At 73.2% G+C, this 20853-nt stretch carries 20 protein-coding genes and 1 riboswitch; of the genes, 14 read left to right on the top strand and 6 right to left on the bottom strand.

Going from position 1 to position 20853, the window contains the following annotated elements; genetic code table 11:
• The first annotated feature begins 76 nt into the window (after positions 1–76).
• The 11 genes from ACRRSS_RS23715 to ACRRSS_RS23665 all read left to right on the top strand — a co-directional run bounded on the left by ACRRSS_RS23715 (position 77) and on the right by ACRRSS_RS23665 (position 11770).
• On the top strand, positions 77–736 hold the full coding sequence (locus tag ACRRSS_RS23715; protein WP_435973140.1) for a TetR/AcrR family transcriptional regulator: 660 nt from the start codon (positions 77–79) through the stop codon (positions 734–736).
• A 313-nt stretch (positions 737–1049) separates the two neighbouring features.
• Positions 1050–1961, top strand: a complete 912-nt coding sequence (hpnC, locus tag ACRRSS_RS23710) for a squalene synthase HpnC (protein WP_435973139.1) — start codon at positions 1050–1052, stop codon at positions 1959–1961.
• Positions 1958–2908 carry a presqualene diphosphate synthase HpnD gene (hpnD, locus tag ACRRSS_RS23705; protein ID WP_435973138.1) on the top strand — a complete coding sequence of 317 codons (951 nt, stop codon included), beginning with the start codon at positions 1958–1960 and terminating at the stop codon, positions 2906–2908. Before hpnC ends, hpnD begins: the two co-directional genes overlap by 4 nt.
• 148 nt (positions 2909–3056) lie before the next feature.
• The gene (hpnE, locus tag ACRRSS_RS23700; protein WP_435975408.1) at positions 3057–4532 is read left to right on the top strand and encodes a hydroxysqualene dehydroxylase HpnE; all 1476 of its coding nucleotides are present in this window, start codon (positions 3057–3059) and stop codon (positions 4530–4532) included.
• Positions 4529–5629 (top strand): polyprenyl synthetase family protein, encoded by a 1101-nt coding sequence (locus tag ACRRSS_RS23695; protein WP_435973137.1) that lies wholly within the window; start codon positions 4529–4531, stop codon positions 5627–5629. The genes hpnE and ACRRSS_RS23695 overlap by 4 nt, the downstream gene beginning before the upstream one ends.
• Positions 5630–5736: 107 nt before the next feature.
• Positions 5737–7722 carry a squalene--hopene cyclase gene (gene shc / locus ACRRSS_RS23690; RefSeq protein ID WP_435973136.1) on the top strand — a complete coding sequence of 662 codons (1986 nt, stop codon included), beginning with the start codon at positions 5737–5739 and terminating at the stop codon, positions 7720–7722.
• On the top strand, positions 7722–8393 hold the full coding sequence (locus tag ACRRSS_RS23685; RefSeq protein ID WP_435973135.1) for a phosphorylase family protein: 672 nt from the start codon (positions 7722–7724) through the stop codon (positions 8391–8393). The genes shc and ACRRSS_RS23685 overlap by 1 nt, the downstream gene beginning before the upstream one ends.
• Before the next feature lie 7 nt (positions 8394–8400).
• Positions 8401–9423, top strand: a complete 1023-nt coding sequence (hpnH, locus tag ACRRSS_RS23680) for an adenosyl-hopene transferase HpnH (RefSeq protein ID WP_435973134.1) — start codon at positions 8401–8403, stop codon at positions 9421–9423.
• Between the two features lie 13 nt (positions 9424–9436).
• Positions 9437–10822: an aspartate aminotransferase family protein gene (locus ACRRSS_RS23675; RefSeq protein ID WP_435973133.1), complete on the top strand. Its 1386-nt coding sequence runs from the start codon at positions 9437–9439 to the stop codon at positions 10820–10822.
• Between the two features lie 113 nt (positions 10823–10935).
• Positions 10936–11565, top strand: coding sequence for a helix-turn-helix domain-containing protein (locus ACRRSS_RS23670; RefSeq protein WP_435973132.1), 630 nt, complete (start codon positions 10936–10938; stop codon positions 11563–11565).
• Between the two features lie 49 nt (positions 11566–11614).
• Complete coding sequence (locus ACRRSS_RS23665) at positions 11615–11770, top strand: DUF6126 family protein (RefSeq protein ID WP_351906128.1); 156 nt, start codon at positions 11615–11617, stop codon at positions 11768–11770.
• A gap of 12 nt (positions 11771–11782) precedes the next feature.
• Here the strand turns inward: ACRRSS_RS23665 and ACRRSS_RS23660 are convergent, their stop codons facing one another.
• The gene (locus ACRRSS_RS23660; protein WP_435973131.1) at positions 11783–12604 is read right to left on the bottom strand and encodes a tyrosine-protein phosphatase; all 822 of its coding nucleotides are present in this window, start codon (positions 12602–12604) and stop codon (positions 11783–11785) included.
• A 389-nt stretch (positions 12605–12993) separates the two neighbouring features.
• Positions 12994–13153: riboswitch (cyclic di-AMP (ydaO/yuaA leader) on the top strand.
• Between the two features lie 4 nt (positions 13154–13157).
• On the opposite strand from ACRRSS_RS23660, the gene ACRRSS_RS23655 reads away from it, so the two are divergent.
• Together ACRRSS_RS23655 and ACRRSS_RS23650 are read left to right on the top strand one after the other, a co-directional pair.
• On the top strand, positions 13158–14150 hold the full coding sequence (locus ACRRSS_RS23655; RefSeq protein WP_435973130.1) for a M23 family metallopeptidase: 993 nt from the start codon (positions 13158–13160) through the stop codon (positions 14148–14150).
• Positions 14151–14313: 163 nt separating this feature from the next.
• Positions 14314–15108 carry an SGNH/GDSL hydrolase family protein gene (locus ACRRSS_RS23650; protein ID WP_435973129.1) on the top strand — a complete coding sequence of 265 codons (795 nt, stop codon included), beginning with the start codon at positions 14314–14316 and terminating at the stop codon, positions 15106–15108.
• Here ACRRSS_RS23650 and ACRRSS_RS23645 read toward each other — a convergent pair.
• The 5 genes from ACRRSS_RS23645 to ACRRSS_RS23625 are packed head-to-tail and all read right to left on the bottom strand — an operon-like array spanning position 15095 to position 20326.
• Positions 15095–15973 carry an STM4011 family radical SAM protein gene (locus ACRRSS_RS23645; protein WP_435973128.1) on the bottom strand — a complete coding sequence of 293 codons (879 nt, stop codon included), beginning with the start codon at positions 15971–15973 and terminating at the stop codon, positions 15095–15097. The genes ACRRSS_RS23650 and ACRRSS_RS23645 overlap by 14 nt on opposite strands.
• 9 nt (positions 15974–15982) lie before the next feature.
• Positions 15983–17317 (bottom strand): STM4012 family radical SAM protein, encoded by a 1335-nt coding sequence (locus ACRRSS_RS23640; protein ID WP_435973127.1) that lies wholly within the window; start codon positions 17315–17317, stop codon positions 15983–15985.
• On the bottom strand, positions 17314–18135 hold the full coding sequence (locus ACRRSS_RS23635) for an STM4013/SEN3800 family hydrolase (RefSeq protein WP_435975407.1): 822 nt from the start codon (positions 18133–18135) through the stop codon (positions 17314–17316). Before ACRRSS_RS23635 ends, ACRRSS_RS23640 begins: the two co-directional genes overlap by 4 nt.
• An 11-nt stretch (positions 18136–18146) precedes the next feature.
• Positions 18147–19370, bottom strand: a complete 1224-nt coding sequence (locus ACRRSS_RS23630; RefSeq protein WP_435973126.1) for an STM4014 family protein — start codon at positions 19368–19370, stop codon at positions 18147–18149.
• Positions 19367–20326: an STM4015 family protein gene (locus ACRRSS_RS23625; RefSeq protein WP_435973125.1), complete on the bottom strand. Its 960-nt coding sequence runs from the start codon at positions 20324–20326 to the stop codon at positions 19367–19369. The genes ACRRSS_RS23630 and ACRRSS_RS23625 overlap by 4 nt, the downstream gene beginning before the upstream one ends.
• Before the next feature lie 198 nt (positions 20327–20524).
• Between ACRRSS_RS23625 and ACRRSS_RS23620 the strand changes: the two genes are divergently transcribed.
• Entirely contained in the window at positions 20525–20851 is a 327-nt protein-coding gene (locus tag ACRRSS_RS23620) for a hypothetical protein (RefSeq protein WP_435973124.1), read from the top strand.
• Positions 20852–20853: the final 2 nt, after the last annotated feature.

Here is a 20853-nt window from a genome sequence, read left to right as displayed (position 1 = left end):
GGGGGCGGTGTCGTTTTCCGCGCGTCGCGCCGCCGCCTGGAATGTTCATGCGGTCAACATCGGGCAGGATGAGCCCATGGCAGCGATCTCGGGGGGAAAGACCTACCACCACGGCGATCTGCGCAACGCGCTGATCTGCGCGGCCGTCGACCTCGCCACCGAGGGCGGGCCCGAGCGGGTCGTCCTGCGCGAGGCGGCGCGCCGGGTAGGCGTCTCACCCACCGCCGCCTACCGGCACTTCGACGGACGGGGAGAACTCCTCCGCACCGTCAGGACCCACGCCCAGCGGCTGCTCGCCGACGCCATGGAGCGGGCCGCCGGCCGCGAGCCCGGCGCCGACGACCCCGCCCTGGCCGCCGAGCGCCGGCTCGCCGCCCTCTGCCGGGCCTACGTCGGCTTCGCCGTCGACCAGCCGGGCCTCTACCGCGCCGCCTTCTGCGTCCCCCGCCCGACCGGGGCGGACGAGCCGGTGCCGGAACGGCAGACCCCCGAGCCCGAGGTCCGCGCCTTCACCCTGCTCCGCGAGGCCCTGGAGGCCCTCACCCGCGCCCGGACTCCCCTCCCGGACCCCCGGCCCGGCGCCCGTCCGGCGGCCGGTGCCGCAGCGTGGTCGGCGGTTCACGGACTGTCACTTCTGCTGCTCGAAGGCCCTCTTCGCCGCCTTCCCGCGCAGCGCAGGAACGCCGTCGTCGAGAGCACCCTCGCGATGGTGGTCTCCGGCACGCGCGGCCTCTGAACCCCCTGTCGCTCCGAACTCCCTTGCGGTACGCCGGGGTTGGTGACACGTACGGGTGAGCCCCGGGGCGCCGGACACCCCGGAATGGCGACGGCCGTCGTACAACGTAAGCTGGACCGGTCTGTTTCGCGGCAAGTGGGGCGATACCCCACGACCATCGGGCCTCCGGGCGGCGGCTCTCCGTGCAGGGGTCGGCGGCGTGTCCGAAATAGGATGGATTGGGTCGGCAGTGTAGAACGGGAGACGTGACGGCCATGACGCAGAATCTCCAGCTCCACGAGGGTCTCGCCGTCCCTCCGTCGGGCAGCGCCCTGTGACGGACACCCGGCAGGCGCGCCCCGACGCCTCCTCGCGCGCCACCCTCGGCAAGGCCGCGGACGAGAACTTCCCCGTGGCCCCCTTTTTCCTGCCCCGGGCCTGGCGGGACGACCTCATGGCCGTCTACGGATTCGCCCGGCTCGTCGACGACATCGGCGACGGCGACCTCGCCCCCGGCGGCGCCGACGCCCGCCACCTCGGCGTCGCCCCCGAGACCGCCGAGGACCGCCTCGCCCTCCTCGGCGCCTTCGAGGACGACCTCCGCCGCGTCTTCGACGGCACCCCCCGCCACCCCCTCCTGCGGGGCCTCCAGCCGACCGTGCGGCGCCACCGGCTCACCCCCGAGCCCTTCCTCGGCCTGATCGCCGCCAACCGCCAGGACCAGCAGGTGAGGCGGTACGAGACCTACGACGACCTCCTCGCGTACTGCGAACTCTCCGCCAACCCCGTCGGCCGGCTCGTCCTCGCGATCACCGGCACCGACACCCCCGAGCGGATCAGGCGCTCCGACGAGATCTGCACCGCCCTCCAGATCGTCGAGCACCTCCAGGACGTCGCGGAGGACCTCGGCAACGACCGGATCTACCTGCCCGCCGAGGACCTCAAGCGGTTCCACGTCACCGAGAGCGACCTCGCCCGGCCCACCGCCGGAGCCTCCGTGCGCGCCCTGATCGCCTTCGAGGCCGAGCGGGCCCGCGAACTGCTCCACGCGGGCACCCCGCTCGTCGGCAGTGTCCACGGCCGCCTGCGGCTCCTCCTGGCGGGATTCACCGCCGGAGGGCTCGCGGCGCTCGACGCGATCACCGACGCCGGATACGACGTGCTGACCGGCCCACCGAAGGCCACCAAGCCGAGCCTGATGCGCCAGGCGGGAGCGGTTCTGCTCCGGGCGCGGAGAGAGGGGTGAGCGTGACCGTGGAGGGACAGCCCCAGCCGTCCGCGCCGGTCCAGGCCGCCTACAGCTACTGCGAGGCGGTCACCGGACAGCAGGCGCGGAACTTCGCCTACGGGATCCGGCTGCTGCCGGCCGAGAAGCGTCAGGCGATGTCCGCGCTGTACGCGTTCTCCCGGCGCGTCGACGACATCGGCGACGGCACGCTCGCGCCCGAGGCCAAGCGGGAACGGCTGGAGGCCACCCGCGTCCTGCTCGACCGGATCCGCGCCGGTGAGATCGACGACGACGACACCGACCCGGTCGCCGTCGCCCTCGCCGACTCGGCCCGCCGCTTCCCGATCCCGCTCGGCGGCCTCGACGAACTCATCGACGGCGTCCTGATGGACGTGCACGGCGCCACCTACGAGACCTGGGACGACCTCAAGGTCTACTGCCGCTGCGTCGCCGGGGCGATCGGCCGGATCTCCCTCGGTGTCTTCGGCACCCAGCCCGGCGCCCAGGGCGCCGACCGCGCCCCCGAGTACGCCGACACCCTGGGCCTCGCGCTCCAACTCACCAACATCCTCAGGGACGTCCGCGAGGACGCCGGGAACGGGCGGACCTATCTGCCCGCCGACGACCTCGCCAAGTTCGGCTGCGGTGACGGCTTCGGCAGCGAGACCCCGCCCGACGGCGCCGACTTCGCCGGGCTCGTCCACTTCGAAGTACGCCGCGCCCGCGCCCTGTTCGCCGAGGGCTACCGGCTGCTGCCCATGCTCGACCGGCGCAGCGGCGCCTGCGTCGCCGCCATGGCCGGCATCTACCGCCGTCTCCTCGACCGGATCGAACGCGACCCCGAGGCCGTGCTGCGCGGCCGGGTCTCGCTGCCGGGCCGCGAGAAGGCGTACGTCGCGGTGCGCGGCCTCTCCGGCCTCGACACCCGCCACATCGCCCGGCGCACCGTCAGGAGGCGTGCCTGATGAGCCCGTGCGCCCCCGCCCACCGCGCAACCCCGGACGCCGCCCCGGCGTCCCTGCTCGGGGCGGCCGTGTCCGCGCCCGCCCGGCCCCCGGCCGTGACGACCCGAACGGAGGCCGTGTGACGACCGACGGAAGCGAGCGGAACACCGTGCCGGACACCGGCCGGGCCACCCGGACCGGCGCCGGTGACGCCACCGGCGGGGGACGGCGGCCCCACGCCGTCGTCGTCGGCGGCGGGCTCGCCGGCATCACCACCGCGCTCCGGCTCGCCGAGTCCGGCGTCGGCGTCACCCTCCTCGAAGGCCGGCCCCGGCTCGGCGGCCTCGCCTTCTCCTTCCGCCGCGGCGACCTCACCGTCGACAACGGCCAGCACGTGTACCTGCGCTGCTGCACCGCCTACCGGTGGTTCCTCGACCGGGTCGACGGCGCCCGGCTCGCCCCTCTCCAGGACCGGCTCGACGTGCCCGTCCTCGACGTCGCGCACCCCCGCGGCCCCCGGCTCGGCCGGATCCGCCGCGACGCCCTCCCCGTACCGCTGCACCTGGCGCGCAGCCTCGCCACGTACCCGCACCTCTCCCTCGCCGAGCGGGCCTCCGTCGGCCGGGCCGCGCTCGCCCTGAAGAAGCTCGACCCCGCCGACCCGGCGCTCGACGGCATCGACTTCGCCACCTGGCTCGGCCGGCACGGACAGTCCCCGCGGACCGTCGAGGCCCTCTGGGACCTGGTCGGCATCCCGACCCTCAACGCCCCCGCCCCGCAGGCCTCCATGGGGCTCGCCGCGATGGTCTTCAAGACCGGACTCCTCTCCGAGCCCGGCGCCGCCGACATCGGCTGGGCCCACGTCCCGCTCGGCGAACTCCACGACACCCGGGCCGCGAAGGAGCTCGACGCCCTCGGCGTCCGCACCGCGCTCCGCACCAAGGCCGAGCGGATCTCCCGCACCGACGACGGACGCTGGGCCGTCGACGTACCCGGCGAGACGATCACGGCGGACGCGGTCGTCCTCGCCGTACCGCAGCGGGAGACCCACGACCTGCTGCCCGAGGGCGCCCTCGACGACCCCGACCGGCTCCTCGACATCGCCACCGCCCCCATCCTCAACCTGCACGTGGTCTACGACCGCAAGGTGCTGAAGCGTCCCTTCTTCACCGCCCTCGGCTCCCCGGTGCAGTGGGTCTTCGACCGCACCGACTCCTCCGGACTACTGAGGGGCGGGCCCGAAGGGCACTCGGACAAGGGTGGTGGTGGGCGACGGGTGGGCGGCCAGTACCTCGCCGTCTCCCAGTCCGCCGCCCAGGACGAGATCGACGAACCCGTCGCCGCCCTGCGCGCGAAGTACCTCCCCGAACTGGAGCGGCTGCTGCCCGCCGCGCGCGGCGCCGGGATCCGCGACTTCTTCGTCACCAGGGAGCGGACGGCCACGTTCGCCCCCGCCCCGGGCGTCGGCCGGCTCCGCCCGGGCGCCCGCACCCAGGCACCGGGGCTCTTCCTGGCCGGGGCCTGGACCGCCACCGGCTGGCCCGCGACCATGGAGGGTGCCGTCCGCAGCGGATTCAGTGCCGCGGGCGCCGCGCTCTCCGCCCTCGGCCGCCGCCATGACCATCCGCTGCAGGAGGCGGTATGAGTGTGAGTACCGGAACAAGAGGAGAGACCGTGCCGACTGTGCCGCCGGGTAATCCGGCCGTCGACACCGCGGACGTGTCCGCACTGCTGGAGCGGGGGCGGACCCTGTCCACCCCCGTACTGCGGGCGGCCGTCGACCGCCTCGCGCCGCCCATGGACACCGTGGCCGCCTACCACTTCGGCTGGATCGACGCCCACGGCAACCCCGCCGACGGCGACGGCGGCAAGGCCGTCCGTCCCGCGCTCGCGCTGCTCTCGGCCGAGGCCGCGGGGGCCGCGCCCGAGGTCGGCGTCCCCGGCGCCGTCGCCGTGGAGCTCGTCCACAACTTCTCGCTGCTGCACGACGACCTGATGGACGGGGACGAGCAGCGCCGCCACCGTGACACCGTGTGGAAGGTGCACGGCCCCGCGCAGGCCATCCTGGTCGGCGACGCCCTCTTCGCCCTCGCCAACGAGCTGCTCCTGGAACTGGGCACCGTCGAGGCGGGGCGGGCCACCCGCCGGCTGACCACGGCCTCCCGCAAGCTCATCGACGGGCAGGCCCAGGACATCTCGTACGAGCACCGCGAGCGGGTCACCGTCGAGGAATGCCTGGAGATGGAGGGCAACAAGACGGGCGCCCTGCTCGCCTGCGCCGTCTCCATCGGCGCCGTCCTCGGCGGGGCCGACGACCGGACCGCCGACAAGCTGGAGGAGTACGGGTACCACCTCGGGCTCGCCTTCCAGGCTGTGGACGACCTGCTCGGCATCTGGGGAGACCCGGAGGCCACCGGCAAGCAGACCTGGAGCGACCTGCGCCAGCGCAAGAAGTCCCTCCCGGTCGTCGCCGCGCTCGCCGCCGGCGGGCCGGCCTCCGAGCGGCTCGGCGAGCTGCTCGCCGCGGACGCCAAGTCCAACGACTTCGACACCTTCTCCGAGGAGGAGTTCGCCGTCCGCGCGGCCCTCATCGAGGAGGCCGGAGGACGCGAGTGGACCTCCCAGGAGGCCCGCCGGCAGCACGCCGTCGCGATCGGGGCCCTGGACGAGGTGGACATGCCCGCCCGCGTGCGGGCGCAGCTCACCGCGCTCGCCGACTTCGTGGTCGTACGGAAGAGATGATCACCATCACCCTGATATGAGTTCGCGGTCGCCGGCCGGTGCCTCACGGCGCCGGCCGACGGCAGACCCGTAGAAGCAGAAGCAACCGACTGCGCAAAGGGGAAGCCATGACAGCGACGACCGACGGAAGCGCCGGGGCCGTGGGCCCCCGGGCGGCCGCGGCCAGCACGACGTACGACACCGACGCCTCCGCGTCGGCACTCGACACAGCCGCCGCGCGGGCCGCGGAACGGGCCGTCGAGCACCTGCTCGCCCTGCAGGACCCCGAGGGCTGGTGGAAGGGCGACCTGGAGACCAACGTCACCATGGACGCCGAGGACCTCCTCCTCCGCCAGTTCCTGGGCATCCTCGACGCCGACACCACCCGCGCCGCGGCCCTCCACATCCGCCGCGAACAGCGCGAGGACGGAGCCTGGGCCACCTTCTACGGCGGGCCCGGCGAGGTCTCCGCCACCGTCGAGGCCTATGTGGCCCTCCGGCTCGCCGGAGACCCGCCCGAGGCGCCGCACATGGCACGGGCCGCCGCCTGGGTCCGCGCCAGGGGCGGCATCGCCGCCGCCCGGGTCTTCACCCGGATCTGGCTCGCGCTCTTCGGCTGGTGGCGCTGGGAGGACCTGCCCGAGCTGCCCCCGGAGCTGCTCTTCCTCCCGAAGTGGTTCCCGCTCAACATCTACGACTTCGGCTGCTGGGCCCGGCAGACGATCGTGCCGCTCACCGTGGTCTCCGCGAAGCGCCCGGTCCGCCCCGCGCCCTTCCCCCTCGACGAGCTGCACACCGACCCCGCCCGCCCCAACCCGCCCACGCCGCTCGCCCCGGTCACCGGCTGGGACGGGCTCTTCCAGCGGCTCGACAAGGCGCTGCACGCCTACCACCGGGTCGCACCCCGCGCCCTGCGCAGGACCGCGATGAACCTCGCCGCGCGCTGGATCGTCGAACGCCAGGAGAACGACGGCTGCTGGGGCGGGATCCAGCCGCCCGCCGTCTACTCGGTCATCGCCCTCCACCTCCTCGGCTACGACCTCCAGCACCCCGTCATGCGCGCCGGCCTGGAGTCGCTCGACCGGTTCGCCGTGTGGCGCGAGGACGGCTCCCGGATGGTCGAGGCCTGCCAGTCGCCCGTCTGGGACACCTGCCTCGCCACGATCGCGCTCGCCGACGGGGGACTCCCAGCCGACCACCCGGCCCTGGTCAAGGCCGTCGACTGGATGCTCGACGAGGAGATCACCCGGACCGGGGACTGGGCGGTGCGACGGCCCGGACTGCCCCCGGGCGGCTGGGCGTTCGAGTTCCACAACGACAACTACCCCGACATCGACGACACCGCCGAGGTGGTGCTCGCCCTGCGCCGGGTCAGGCACCCCGACCCCGCCCGGGTGGAGGCGGCCGTCGCCCGGGGCGCGCGCTGGACGCTCGGCATGCAGTCCCGCAACGGTGCCTGGGGCGCCTTCGACGCCGACAACACCAGCCCCTTCCCCAACAAGTTGCCGTTCTGCGACTTCGGCGAGGTCGTCGACCCGCCCTCCGCCGACGTCACCGCCCACGTGGTGGAGATGCTGGCCCACGAGGGGCAGGCCCAGGACCCCCGGACCCGCAGGGGCGTCGAGTGGCTGCTCGCCCACCAGGAGCCGAACGGCGCCTGGTTCGGCCGCTGGGGCGTCAACCACGTGTACGGCACGGGCTCGGTGCTGCCGGCGCTCACCTCCGCGGGGCTGCCCGTCTCCCATCCGGCGATCCGGCGGGCCGTCCGCTGGCTCGGGACCGTACAGAACGAGGACGGCGGCTGGGGCGAGGACCTCCGCTCGTACCACGACGAGGAGTGGATCGGGCGCGGCGCCTCCACCGCCTCCCAGACCGCGTGGGCGCTGATCGCCCTCCTCGCGGCGGGCGAGCGCGAATCCGAGCCCGTCCGGCGGGGCGTCGGCTGGCTCGCCGGGACCCAGCGCGAGGACGGGTCCTGGGACGAGCCGTACTTCACGGGCACCGGCTTCCCCTGGGACTTCTCCATCAACTACCACCTCTACCGGCAGGTCTTCCCGCTCACGGCGCTCGGGCGCTATGTGTACGGGGAGCCCTCACCCGGCTCGGTGCGCTGATGGGCCGCGAGCCGGGCCCCGGCGCCCCACCGCCGCTGCTGATCGCCTGCGCGCTCGGCATCGAACGGTTCGCCCTGCGCGGCGGGGACCGGGGCGGCGCCCCCGGGCCGGTCACCGTCGTCCGTACGGGCATGGGGCCGGACCGGGCCCGCGACGCGGTCTCCCGAGCCCTCGGCGAGGAGGGGTGGCGGGACGCCGCCGTCATCGCCTCCGGCTTCTGCGCGGGGCTGGCCCCCGGTATGCACCCCGGGGACCTCGTCGTGGCCGACGAGACCCGGAGCCCCGACGGGACGACGTCCTGCGCCGGAACCGAGCTCCTGGTGAAGGCCCTGGTCAGGGCGGTGCCGGGGCGGGCCGTCCACACCGGGCCGCTGGTCGGCTCCGACCACGTCGTGCGCGGCCCCGAGCGGGCCGCCCTGCGGGCCACCGGGGCGATCGCCGTCGACATGGAGTCCGCGGCGACCCTGCGGACGGCCCGGGGCGTCCCGGGTCTCGTCGGCGGGCCGGACGCGCGCCCGGTTGCGGCCGTCCGGGTGGTCGTGGACGCTCCAGAACATGAGCTGGTCCGGATCGGCACGGTACGCGGGGGAATATCGGCGTTCCGAGTTCTCCGTGCCGTCCTTCCCGCTTTCTTCGAATGGCACCGTTCTTTGCTGCTCCCCAGGAGGTGAACGAGTTATGGCCATGCCGCTCCGTCAGTCCATCCGGGTCGGGACCTATCTCATCGAACAGAAGCTCCGCAAGCGCGAGAAGTTCCCGCTGATCGTCGAACTGGAGCCGCTGTTCGCCTGCAACCTCAAGTGCGAGGGCTGCGGGAAGATCCAGCACCCGGCGGGTGTCCTCAAGCAGCGCATGCCGGTCGCCCAGGCGGTCGGCGCCGTCCTGGAGTCCGGCGCCCCCATGGTGTCCATCGCGGGCGGCGAGCCCCTGATGCATCCCCAGATCCACGAGATCGTGCGCCAGCTGGTGGCCAAGCGGAAGTACGTCTTCCTCTGCACCAACGCGATGCTCCTCCGCAAGAAGCTGGAGGACTTCACACCCTCGCCGTACTTCGCCTTCGCCGTCCACATCGACGGCCTGCGCGAGCGGCACGACGAGTCCGTCGCCAAGGAGGGCGTGTTCGACGAGGCGGTGGCGGCCATCAAGGAGGCCAAGCGGCGCGGATTCCGCGTCACCACCAATTCGACCTTCTTCAACACCGACACCCCGCAGACGATCATCGAGGTGCTCAATTTCCTCAACGACGACCTCCAGGTCGACGAGATGATGATCTCTCCGGCGTACGCGTACGAGAAGGCCCCCGACCAGGAGCACTTCCTCGGCGTCGAGCAGACCCGCGAACTCTTCAAGAAGGCCTTCGCCGGAGGGAACCGCCGCCGCTGGCGCCTCAACCACTCGCCGCTCTTCCTGGACTTCCTGGAAGGAAAGGCGGATTTCCCCTGCACCGCCTGGGCCATTCCGAACTACTCGCTCTTCGGCTGGCAGCGGCCCTGCTATCTGATGAGCGACGGGTACGTCCCCACGTACCGCGAACTCGTCGAGGACACCGACTGGGACAAGTACGGCCGCGGCAAGGACCCGCGCTGCGCCAACTGCATGGCGCACTGCGGCTACGAGCCGACCGCCGTCCTCGCCACCATGGGCTCCCTCAAGGAATCCCTGCGCGCGGTCAGGGAGACCGTCTCGGGGAACAACGGGTGAGGACGGAGGAGCGATGAGCGGGGAGTTCGACCTGCGGGCCCTGCTCGCCGAGCGCGGCGGCGAGCGGTACGAACTGCACGCCCGCCACCTCAACCACCAGCTGCCGCGCATGCTCCACACCATCGGCTTCGACAAGGTCTACGAGCGGGCCGAGGGCGCCCACTTCTGGGACGCCGACGGCGTCGACCACCTCGACATGCTCGCCGGCTTCGGCGTGATGGGCCTCGGACGGCACCACCCCGTCGTCCGCAAGGCCCTCCACGACGTCCTGGACGCCCAGCTCGCCGACCTCACCCGCTTCGACTGCCAGCCGCTGCCCGGACTCCTCGCCGAACGGCTCCTCGCCCACAGCCCGCACCTCGACCGGGTCTTCTTCGGCAACAGCGGCACGGAGGCCGTGGAGACCGCCCTCAAGTTCGCCCGGTACGCCACCGGGCGGCCCAGGGTCCTCTACTGCTCCCACGCCTTCCACGGGCTCACCACCGGCTCCCTCTCCGTCAACGGCGAGAACGGCTTCCGGGACGGCTTCGCCCCGCTCCTGCCCGACACGGCGATCGAGCTCGGCGACCTCGACGCCCTGGAGCGGGAGCTGCGCCGGGGCGACGTGGCCGCCTTCGTCGTCGAGCCCATCCAGGGCAAGGGCGTCCACGCGGCCCCGCCGGGGTTCCTGCGCGCCGCGCAGGAGCTGCTCCACCGGCACGGCGCCCTGCTCATCGCCGACGAGGTCCAGACCGGCCTCGGCCGGACCGGTGACTTCTACGCCTACCAGCACGAGGAGGGGGTCGAACCGGACCTGGTCTGCGTCGCCAAGGCGCTCTCCGGCGGGTACGTGCCGGTGGGCGCCACCCTCGGCAAGGACTGGATCTTCAAGAAGGTCTACTCGTCGATGGACCGGGTCCTGGTCCACTCGGCGAGCTTCGGATCGAACGCCCAGGCCATGACCGCCGGGCTCGCGGTCCTCTCGGTCATGGAGAACGAGGGGACGGTCGCGCACGCCCGCCGGATCGGCGACCTGCTCTCCGGCCGCCTCAGGGAGCTCGTGCCCCGGTACGAGCTGCTCCACGAGGTCCGCGGGCGCGGCCTCATGATCGGGATCGAGTTCGGCCGGCCGTCCTCGCTGGGGCTGCGCGGTCGCTGGACGATGCTCCAGGCGGCCCGCAAGGGCCTCTTCGCCCAGATGGTCGTCGTCCCGCTGCTCCAGCGGCACCGGATCCTCACCCAGGTCTCCGGGGACCATCTGGAGGTGATCAAGCTGATCCCGCCGCTGATCATCGACGAGGCGGACGTGGACCGGTTCGTGACCGCCTTCACCGCGGTCATGGACGACGCCCACGGCGGCGGCGGGCTGATGTGGGACTTCGGGAGGACCCTGGTCAAGCAGGCGGTGGCCAAGGGCTGAGCCGCACGCGGCGGAGCGATGGCCCGGCACTGAGCCCGCCGTTTACGGCCGACCGTTTTTGCCTCTGGGGCAAGAAACTTGCCTCAGAGGCATAATCCTGGCGGAATGGACGCATGGACCACGTCCCCGGGGACAGCTTCCCGGACCCCGCCACCCCCGACATCCTGCCCGACGTCGCGCCCCAACTGCGGGCCCTGCGCCGCCGCCGGGGACTCACCCTGGAGGCCGCCGCCCAGCGGGCCGGCCTCTCGCCGGCCCACCTCTCCCGCCTGGAGACGGGCAACCGGCAGCCCTCGCTGCCGATGCTGCTCGCCCTCGCCCGCATCTACGGTACGACGGTCTCCGGGCTGCTCGGCGAGGCGCCCCCCGGGCGCGACCCCGTCGTCCGGGCCGGCCGCTCCGAACCCGTCGAGGCCGACGGCTGGATCTACCGCCAGGCCGGCGGCGCCGGACGCGCCCTCCAGTGCCTGCGGGTCCACGTGCCGTACGCCACCCCCGCCGACCTGGTGCGCGTCCATCCGGGCGAGGAGTGGATCCACGTCCTGGAGGGCCGGGTGCGGCTCGCGCTGGGTGAGGCCGTCCACGTCCTCGATCCCGGGGACGGCGCGCACTTCGACTCCCTGACGCCGCACCGGATCGGGGCCGCGACCCCCGGCGGGGCCGAGCTGCTCTTCGTCCACACACTGATGCAGAGCCCCGCGGCCGAACTGTGCCTCGGCGACGGCCCCCCGCACCGGCGCTGACCCCGTACCCCTCTCATACGTGCATCCCCTTCGAAAGAAAAGGACCGAGATGTCCGAGAAGTCACGACCTGTCACCGGCGAGGAGCGCGAGGAAGGCAAGTTCCCCAAAGGGCTGGTCCTCCGCCTCTTCGCGTACCTGGTCGCCGGGCACCTCTTCGCCGGCTTCCTCTACCTGCTCTTCATGCTGGGCGGGCAGAACCAGTAGTGCGCCGCGGGCTCACGCCTCCGTGAGCAGGCGCTCCCGCAGGCGCTCGCGGGTCTCCGGGGCCAGCTTCAGGCCCTCCGCGAGGTAGGCGTCCACCGAACCCCAGGTCGCCTCGATCATCTCGAAGGCGCCCCGCAGGTACTCCACCCGCGCGTCGAACAGCGGGCTCAGCAGCTCCATCACCTCGGGTGACATCGCGTCCGCGTCGGTGGAGCTGCGGCGCACCTTGTAGCGGCGGTGCGGGTCGTTCGACTTCACGTAGTCCGCCTCGATCGCCTCCCGCTCGACCCCGACGGCGAGCAGGGTGATCGCGATGGAGAGCCCGGCGCGGTCCTTTCCGGCCGCGCAGTGCATCAGCGCGGGGAGGCTGTCCTCCGCCAGGGCGTGCAGGATCCGGCTGTGCTCCGCGGTCCGCTCGACCACCATCTTCCGGTACGAGTCGGACATTCGGGCCGCGGCCTTGCCCTCGCCGAGGATCTCCCGCAGCTGCTCGATGTCGCCGTCGCGGACCAGCTTCCAGAACTCCTTGCCGTCGGCCGGGTCGTTGAGCGGTATGTTCACGTTCCGCACGCCGGGCAGGTCCACGTCAGGTCCCTCGACCTTCCGGTCCGCCAGGTTCCGGTAGTCGAAGACGGTGTGGAGTCCCAGCGAGTCGAGGAAGGCGACGTCCGCCTCGGTGGCGTGGGCGAGGTGGCCGCTGCGGTAGAGGCGGCCGGGGCGCACGGCGCGCCCGTCCGTCGTCGGGAGGCCGCCCACGTCCCGGAAGTTGCGGACCTCCGCCAGCTCGGGTTCGTTCGCCTCGACGGGCGGGACCTGCGGCAGCTGCTGCGTCACGGATGCTCCTGGTGATCGACGTTCGGGTGCCCCGACACGAGGTCGGTTCCAGGGGCAATCATCCAGCCGGGACGGTCTCGGCGCACCCCCCTGGATGGGAATGGGTGATCTGTCCGAATTGAGGCCTTGCGTATAACGCGCCCTGGTTACAGGCGAGATGAGCCGCGGCGCGTGAGCAGGGTCATAGAAGTGACGGATCGTGGCCGAAGGCCCGAAGCAATTGCCGTACGGAAAAAGGAAATCGAAGGACCGTCATCGACGGAGGGTGACCGGAATTCCGGGCGGAGGGGCGGGCGGGGAAAGCCGGCGGAAATCAGTGGCTTGTTCGCGCCGACCCCGCTCGTCTAGCGTCACCGTCAATCCGGTCGGACCGCCGAATCCTGCCACCGTCCGGAATTCCACTCATCCCATGCGTGGCAGGAGCGGGGGACCCAGGAAGTACGCCGGTCCCGCGAAGCAGGACGGCTCGGGGTGAAGCCGCGTGGACACGTGGCCGGGCATCTCCAGTCCGAACCCGACAGCTCACCTCGCAGGCGCCGGAGAGGAATTCGCCATGCCCGCGAAGGGTAAGCACCGCCGTACCAAGTCCAACCCCCTGACCCGCGGAATCGTCGCCGCCGGTACGGGAGGCGCCGTCGTCGCCCTCCCGCTCCTCGGTGCCACCGGGGCCCACGCCGCCACGCCGGCCGCCGCTCCCGGACAGGCCGTCACGGCCGCCGTCCAGGTGAAGGCGCCCGCCGCCGCCCAGGCCGCGCCCACCGCCAAGGCCAAGCCGAAGACGTACTCCGTCGTGAGCGGCGACTACCTGTCGAAGATCGCCGAGGAGCACCACCTCACCGGCGGCTGGCAGAAGCTGTACGCGGACAACCGCCAGGTCGTCGGCGAGAACCCCTCGCTCATCCTGCCCGGCATGAAGCTCACGCTCGGCGCGAAGAGCGCCGCCCCGGCCGCCGCACCGAAGAGCGCCGCGCCCAAGGCCGCCCCCAAGAGCTCCGCGAAGACCTCCGCCAAGAACAACGACGAGGCCCCCCGCGCCTCGCGTGGCGCCGAGCGCTCCGCCGCCCCGGCCGCGAGCACGGAGTCCTCGGGCTCCACCTCGACGTCCTCGGGCTCCTCCACCTCCGGCGCCTCGGCCTCCGCGTCCGGCTGGGTCGCCCCGGTCGGCGGCGGCGTCTCCACCCCGTACCGCGCCTCCGGCTCCATGTGGTCCTCCGGCTACCACACGGGTGCCGACTTCATCGCCTCCTCCGGTACCACCGTCCGCGCCGTCGGCGCCGGCACGGTCGTCTCGGCCGGCTGGAGCGGTTCGTACGGCAACGAGGTCGTCATCCAGCACGCCGACGGCAACTACTCCCAGTACGCCCACCTCTCCTCGCTCTCCGTCTCGTCCGGCCAGGCCGTCACCGGCGGCCAGCAGATCGGCCTCTCCGGTTCCACCGGCAACTCCACCGGTCCGCACCTGCACTTCGAGATCCGTACCTCGCCGAGCTACGGCTCCGACGTCGACCCGCTGGCCTACCTGCGCCAGCACGGCGTCTCCATCTGACGCACACCTGTCACCCGACTGGCCCGGCACCCCGTGCCGGGCCGCTCGGCGTGCCCAGGTCTATTCCGGCTTGGCAAATTCTTTATCGGTGGCATATGTCACCCAGCGTCAACCCCTCCTTACGGTCGCGTAGGTCACATCCGAAAGGGAAGGATGTGCTCCCGTGGCAGACGATTCGAGATCAAGAGACAAGAACGCATTCGGGTCGTACGCGGCGATCGGTGACAGCTTCACCGAGGGCGTCGGAGACCCCGGACCCGGCGGGACGTACGTCGGCTGGGCGGACCGCCTCGCGGTGCTGCTCGCCGACCAGTTGCCGGTGCACGACGCCTTCCGCTACGCCAACCTGGCCGTACGCGGGCGCCTCCTCGACCAGATCGTGGCGGAACAGGTCCCCCGGGCGAAGGAACTCGCCCCCGACCTGGTGACCTTCTGCGCCGGCGGGAACGACATCATCCGCCCCGGCTCGGACCCCGACGACGTCGCCGAGCGCTTCGAGCGCGCCGTCGCCGAACTGACCTCAGCCGTCGGCACCGTCATGGTGACCACCGGCTTCGACACCCGTGACGTGCCCGTGCTCCGGCACCTGCGCGGCAAGATCGCCACCTACACCGCCCACGTCCGGGCCATCGCCGACCGCTACGACTGCCCGGTCCTCGACCTGTGGTCCCTGAGGTCCGTCCAGGACCGGCGGGCCTGGGACAACGACCGGCTGCACCTCTCGGCCGAGGGGCACACCCGGGTGGCCCTGCGCGCCGCCCAGGTCCTCGGCCTGCCGGTGCCCGCCGACCCGGACCAGGCGTGGCCTCCGGTTCCGCCGCGCGGCACGCTGGAGGTGCGCCGCGACGACATCAACTGGGCCAAGGAGTACCTCGTGCCCTGGATCGGGCGCCGGCTGCGGGGCGAGAGCTCCGGCGACTACGTCGAGGCCAAGCGCCCCGACCTCATGCCCCTGTAGCACCGGGGGAGGCCGGCGGGTGGACGACGGCGGGGATCCGCTCCAGGACCCCGCCGGCGAACACGTCGTACAGCGGCAGCGTCTCCAGATGGACGTAGCCGATGTGGCAGTCGCAGACGCCGAGCGGGCAGGCGCGGGGCCGCAGGGCGGCGCGGTAGGAACCGTCGTACAGGTTCCCGAGCTCGGCCCTGACGAAGTGGCAGCGCCGCACCGTCCCCTCGCCGTCCACCGAGATCACCGACTCGCCGGTCCGGCAGGGCAGCCCCGCCGAGCGGTGCGGACGGCGGCTGTACGGGAAGAGCGGGTCGATCCCCGTCCACCCCGCCGCCTCCGCGTCGGTGTACGTGTGCCCCTCCGCCGCGTTCACCCAGAGGTAGACGTGCGGCGGCAGCGCGGCCCGCAGCCGACGGGCGTGCCCGGCGTGCTCGGGGAGCCCGACCACGCCGACGCTGAAGCGGACGCCCCGCTCCGTCAGCTCCCCGCACTTCGCGAGGAAGCGCTCGTACGGCGTCTGCCCCGGGTGGTACGTGCACCAGAGCGCCACCGTCTCCGGGTCCGCCTCCGCGAGCCAGTCGGTCCGGCAGCTCAGATTGGTCTGGATCGCCACCCGCTCGACGTGCGGGAGCCGGGACAGCTCGACGATCGCCCGCCGGTACCAGGAGCGGACCAGGCCCTCGCCCCACGGGGTGAAGAGGATCCGCAGCCGGTCGCCGCTCTGCCCGGCGGCCCAGCCGGTGAACCGTTCGAGCGCGGCCCGGTCGGCCCGCAGCTGCTCCCGGCTGTCCCGGCGCTTGGCGAAGGGGCAGTACGGGCAGTCGAAGTCGCAGGAGGAGAGCGGCCCGCGGTAGAGCAGTGTCAGGTCCATGACCGCCCGCTACTTCGGCTCGTACGCGGCCATCGCGGCCCGCACCGAGGGGGAGAACAGCTCGGGGCCGACACCGTCCGAGTGGGCGAGCCCCTCCGGCGACAGTCTCAGGAGCCCTCCCGGTGCCTCCCCGTCCAGCCAGCCGAGGGCCTCGAACCGGTCCAGCTCCTCCGCGAAGTCGGCGAACGGAGAGGAACCGAACCTCTCCTCGTACTCCGCGAGAGGCATGCCCCCGGCCTGGAGCAGCGACTGCAGCAGATGGCGGCGGCGAGCCTCCCCGGCGTCGACCCACCGGCCGACCTCGGCGCGCGAGAAGTCCGCGGTCTCCGTGTACGCGTCGATGATCGAGCGGATCTCCCGCATGTCCACCGCGTAGTCGAAGGAGTAGTGGAGGGCCGAGGTGTACGAGCGGGCCCCGCAGCCCAGTCCGATCATCCCGTCCGTCTGGCAGGCGTGGTCGTCCGGCCCCAGCGGTGCCGCGTCCGCCCGCCGGAACATCCGCATCGACACCTGCTCGTACCCGTGGGAGAGGAGATGGTCACGGCCGTACCGGTACAGGCGCAGCCTCCGCTCGTCCCACGCGCGGTCGGCGCCGGGGGAGATCCGGCCGAGGCCGGTGAGCGGCCGGACGTACAGCGGGTAGAGGTACAGCTCCTCGGGACGCCAGGCGAGGGCGGCGTCGAGCGAGGAGCGCCAGGTCTCCTCCGTCTGCCCGTCGATCCCGTAGATCAGGTCGATGTTCAGGACGGGGACGCCGGTGTCCCTGATCCGGCCGAGGGCCGACTCGACGTCCGCGCGGCGCTGCGGCCGGACGGCGGCGCGCGCCTCGGCCTCCACGAAGCTCTGCACCCCGATGCTGAGCCGGGTCGCGCCCCGCCCGGCGAGCACGGCGAGGCGGTCGGCGGTCGCCGTCGCGGGCGAGGTCTCCACGGAGAGCGGCACCGCCCGCAGGTCCACCCCCGTCCGCCGCTCGGCGATGTCGCAGAGCCGCTCCAGCTCGGCGGCGGTGAGGAAGGTGGGCGTGCCGCCGCCGAACGCGGCCGTAGCGAACCGCACCGGGTCGCTCTCCCCGAGGGCCTCGCGCACGGCCGCGGCCTGGCGGTCGAGGGCGTCGAGGTAGCGGGCGGTCAGCTCGTCGGGGGCGCCGATCCGGGTGAAGAGGTTGCAGAAGCCGCAGCGGACCTCGCAGAACGGTATGTGCGCGTAGAGGGAGAGCGCGTCCTTCGGCTCGTCCCGCCAGAGGGCGGCCAGCTCCGGACGCTCGGGCAGCCTCCGGTACGCCGTCTTGTGCGGGTAGGCGTAGACGTAGCTCCGGTACGGGCGCGGGGTGGCGTCGTCGCTCATGCCACGGCCTCCCGCTCCGGGCCCGCCAGCTCGAACTGCGCGTACGGGACGGTCCACACGACCTCGTGGCCGAGCCGGTGACCGGTGTGGCCGTCCTCCCCGTACGCCGTGCCGTGGTCGGAACAGACGATCGCGAAACACGGACGGCGGCTGCTCATCGCGGCGAAGAGCCGCCCGATGTGGCGGTCGACGTAGGTGAGGGCGGCCGCGTGGGTCTCCCGGGAGTCACCGGCCTCGTGGGTGGCGCCCGGCAGATGGAACCAGTTGGGCTGGTGCAGCGCGGACACGTTGACGAAGAGGAAGAGCCGCCGCTCGTGCGGGAGCCCGGCGACGACCTCCTCCGCGCGGGTGACCTGGGACTCGAAGGAGGTCGGGGAGGCGACGCCGAAGGAGGGCTCCCAGTGGCTCTCCTGGAACAGACCGGGGAGCACGGTGCCGAGGGGCGGCCGCCGGTTGAAGAAGCCGACTCCGCCGACGCAGACCGTGCGGTAGCCCTCGCCCGCGAGGGCCGACACGAAGTCCGGGGTGTCGTGGACGTAGGTGCCGTCGGCGGTGGTCTCGCTGCCCTCGAAACGCGCCGCGAAGAGGCGCGGGTGCGGACCGGGGGTGGCGGGGGTCGGCAGGAATCCGGCGAACATGGCCTGGTGGGAGGCGTAGGTGAAGCTGCCGGGCGCGTGCCGGCGCTCCCAGCCACCGGCGGGCAGATGCCGGGCCAGGTTCGGCAGGCGGCCGGCGGCCGCGAGTTCCGCGGCCACGTCGTACCGCAGCGTGTCGAGGGTGACCAGGAGCAGATCGTGGCTGCCGACGATCCTGTTCATGTCGGGCTGGTTCACGTGGTGCTCGTTCCTGTGGTGCGGGTGGCGCGGGTGGTGAGGTCGGGTCCGGTGTCGGTGGTGCGGTCGGGTCGGGCGGCGGTGGTGGTGCGGGCGGGGCGGGCGTCGGCGGCGCCGCGCGGGACCGGGACGTGGGCGGCGACCTGGGCCGCGTACGTGTCGAGGCCCTCGACGCCGCTGCCGGGCAGGCCCGTCAGCCCCGGCAGCAGATCCCCGAAGGCGTTCACCTCGCCCACCGCGAAGCGGCGCCAGCCCGAGGCGGGCAACAGGTCGACGCCCACGCACCGGGTGCCGGGGAACGCGGCGGCGGCCCGCTCGCACACGTCGACCGCGTCCGTCCACCGCCCGCCGGTCGCGGCGATCGCCGCGCGGGCCGCGTCCAGATCGCCGCGGGCGCCGCCCAGATGAAGATTGGTCATGGGGGAGCGGCTGGTGCGGAGCACGGCGTGGGTGGCCCGCCCGTCGACCACCACCACCCGCAGATCGGCCGCCCGGCCCCCTTGGGAGGCCTTGGGCAGCCAGCGCTCGACGTGCAGACCGTCGGGGGCGAGGGCGTCCACGATCGCGGCGACCTCGCGCTCGCTCGTGTAGCGCCGCACCCGCAGGGAGTTGAAGAGCAGCCCGCCGGCCGCGAGTTCCACCGAGGTGGTGGCCTGGACCCGGCCCGCGGCGTTCGTCTCGACCGCGAGCACCCCCGAAGCGGAGGAGCCGTGCGCGAGCTTCACGAAGGCCCGGCGCAGACCGGCCTCCGCCGTCAGCGACCTGAGGTGCTCCCAGCCCCGCACCGGCGGGGCGGAGGGACCCGAGGTGGGCGACTCGGGGACCGGGACGCCGGCCGCGCGCAGCAGGCCATGGCCGAGCCGCTTGTCGAACAGGACGGACAGCTCGGCCGGGTCGTCGACGAGCACGGCGCCCGCCTCGGCGACGGACCGGGCGAGGCCCGCCACGGCGGCCGTGAACCGCTCGTACCAGAGGCCGGTGCCCTCGACCCGGGCCGGATCGTCAAGCCCGCGCAGCAGCCGGTCGGCCTCCGCGTCCTCGCCGGGCGAGTCCAGGCGTACGGTCTCGCCCGCGGCGAACCGCGCCCGGCCGCGCAGCACCTCGGGCCAGGAGACCACCCGCGCCCCGGGCAGCCCGGCGGCCCGCAGCGCGTCCTGGAAGAACGCGACGCGGCGGCCCGCCGGATCGCCGACGACCACGAGGCGCGGGCCGGCGGTCACTCGGCGACCGCGACGTACCGGTAGACCCCGCCGTCACCGTCGTCCTCGGGCTCCTGCGCGCCGTCGAGGTCGACGGTCACGCCGTACGGGGTGAGCGCGGCGAGCACCCGCTCCCCCATGGCCTCGGACAGGAAGTGGTGCGAGAGGTCGAGGTGGACGAGATGGGTCAGCGGCTGCCCGTCGAGCAGGGCCGCCGCACCCTCGTCGGTGAGGACGCCCATGGACAGGTCGAGCCGCTCGATCCGGGCGACGACGGGGGCGCCCGCCACGGCGGCGGCGACGGCGTCCTGGATCACGCTGTTGCACAGGCCGAGACTGCGCAGCGCGGGGAACGACGAACCGGAGAGCAGCGGCGCCAGGTCCTCGGCGGTGCTGTCGCCGCCGTACTCGTCGGTGCCGAGCCAGAGTTCCAGCTTCTCCAGGGCCGGCAGGTCACTGCCCACGATCCCGCGCACGACCTCGGCACCCAGGCCGCCCGCCTCCACCACCAGGGTCTCCAGACCGGTGTGCCGGATCGAGGGGAAGACCAGGCCCGTGCCGCCGCGCACCGCGAACTCCCGCAGGGTCGGGTAGGCCGCGAGCAGCGGGGTCACGTCGGACTGGACGATCCACGAGATCTCGCAGTCCTCGGACCCCATGTCCCCGAGGAAGACCGCCTCCAGGCCGGTGAGCCGGTTGTTCGCGGCGATGAGGGCCGTGACGATGCCGGCCGACGAGGTCTCGTACGCCTCGTTCCAGCCGCCGACGACCACCGCGCGCACCCGACCCGTGTCCACCGTCTTCAGGAACCGCTCGAAGAGCGGCCCCCACTGCTCGTCCCCGGGGTCGCAGTAGGTCGGGGAGGAGATCCGCCAGGCGACGGCCGCCGCGTCGGGCAGTTCGACCCGCGCGTCCTCGGCCGGGAAGTCGAACACGGGCAGGCCGTGGAATTCCTGCAGGTGGTGGCCAACGGTCATGACTGCGCTCCCGGACGACGGACGGCGTGGATCAGCTGATGGCAAGAGTTCTACCAAGCGGCACCGACAGCGCTCCGCGGAGGGTCGGTGGCCGACGGCGCGGGCCGGGCGGGCGCCGGCGCGGGGCCGATTGTCAGACCCGGCCCCTAGCGTCGTTCCCGTGTCCGGCGTACCGCGCCGAACGGGGAGGGGAGAGCCATGTACCGGCAGGGAGACGTGCTGATCGCGCCCGTCGAGGAGACGGCCGTTCCGGAGCGCGCCAGGACCGTGGCGGGGGAGCCGAGGGACGCACGGGGCCGCCTGGTCCTCGCCCTCGGCGAGGTCACCGGGCACGCCCACGCGATCCCGGGGCCCGGCCGGCTCGTCCGGGAGGCGGGGCCCTACGGCCCGCTCCTGCTCCACCTTCCCGAGGGCGGCCGGGTGGTGCACGAGGAGCACGCCCCGATCCCGCTGCCCAAGGGCTGGTACCGGGTGGTGCGCCAGCGGGAGTACGTGCCCGGCGCCTACCGGATCGTGGCGGACTGACC

This window comes from Streptomyces sp. Qhu_M48 (assembly GCF_051305195.1).
Taxonomy (GTDB): domain Bacteria; phylum Actinomycetota; class Actinomycetes; order Streptomycetales; family Streptomycetaceae; genus Streptomyces.
This window is presented reverse-complemented; position numbering and strand designations above follow the sequence as displayed.

Excerpts from the sequence above, each read along its gene's own strand:
- ACRRSS_RS23670 (WP_435973132.1), top strand. The coding sequence starts at position 10,936 with ATGGACCACGTCCCCGGGGACAGCTTCCCGGACCCCGCCACCCCCGAC.
- ACRRSS_RS23655 (WP_435973130.1), top strand. The coding sequence starts at position 13,158 with ATGCCCGCGAAGGGTAAGCACCGCCGTACCAAGTCCAACCCCCTGACC.
- ACRRSS_RS23685 (WP_435973135.1), top strand. The coding sequence starts at position 7,722 with ATGGGCCGCGAGCCGGGCCCCGGCGCCCCACCGCCGCTGCTGATCGCC.
- ACRRSS_RS23695 (WP_435973137.1), top strand. The coding sequence starts at position 4,529 with ATGAGTGTGAGTACCGGAACAAGAGGAGAGACCGTGCCGACTGTGCCG.
- hpnH (WP_435973134.1), top strand. The coding sequence starts at position 8,401 with ATGGCCATGCCGCTCCGTCAGTCCATCCGGGTCGGGACCTATCTCATC.
- ACRRSS_RS23675 (WP_435973133.1), top strand. The coding sequence starts at position 9,437 with ATGAGCGGGGAGTTCGACCTGCGGGCCCTGCTCGCCGAGCGCGGCGGC.
- ACRRSS_RS23635 (WP_435975407.1), bottom strand. The coding sequence starts at position 18,135 with ATGAACAGGATCGTCGGCAGCCACGATCTGCTCCTGGTCACCCTCGAC.
- ACRRSS_RS23620 (WP_435973124.1), top strand. The coding sequence starts at position 20,525 with ATGTACCGGCAGGGAGACGTGCTGATCGCGCCCGTCGAGGAGACGGCC.
- ACRRSS_RS23645 (WP_435973128.1), bottom strand. The coding sequence starts at position 15,973 with ATGGACCTGACACTGCTCTACCGCGGGCCGCTCTCCTCCTGCGACTTC.
- shc (WP_435973136.1), top strand. The coding sequence starts at position 5,737 with ATGACAGCGACGACCGACGGAAGCGCCGGGGCCGTGGGCCCCCGGGCG.
- ACRRSS_RS23715 (WP_435973140.1), top strand. The coding sequence starts at position 77 with ATGGCAGCGATCTCGGGGGGAAAGACCTACCACCACGGCGATCTGCGC.
- ACRRSS_RS23625 (WP_435973125.1), bottom strand. The coding sequence starts at position 20,326 with ATGACCGTTGGCCACCACCTGCAGGAATTCCACGGCCTGCCCGTGTTC.
- ACRRSS_RS23640 (WP_435973127.1), bottom strand. The coding sequence starts at position 17,317 with ATGAGCGACGACGCCACCCCGCGCCCGTACCGGAGCTACGTCTACGCC.
- ACRRSS_RS23665 (WP_351906128.1), top strand. The coding sequence starts at position 11,615 with ATGTCCGAGAAGTCACGACCTGTCACCGGCGAGGAGCGCGAGGAAGGC.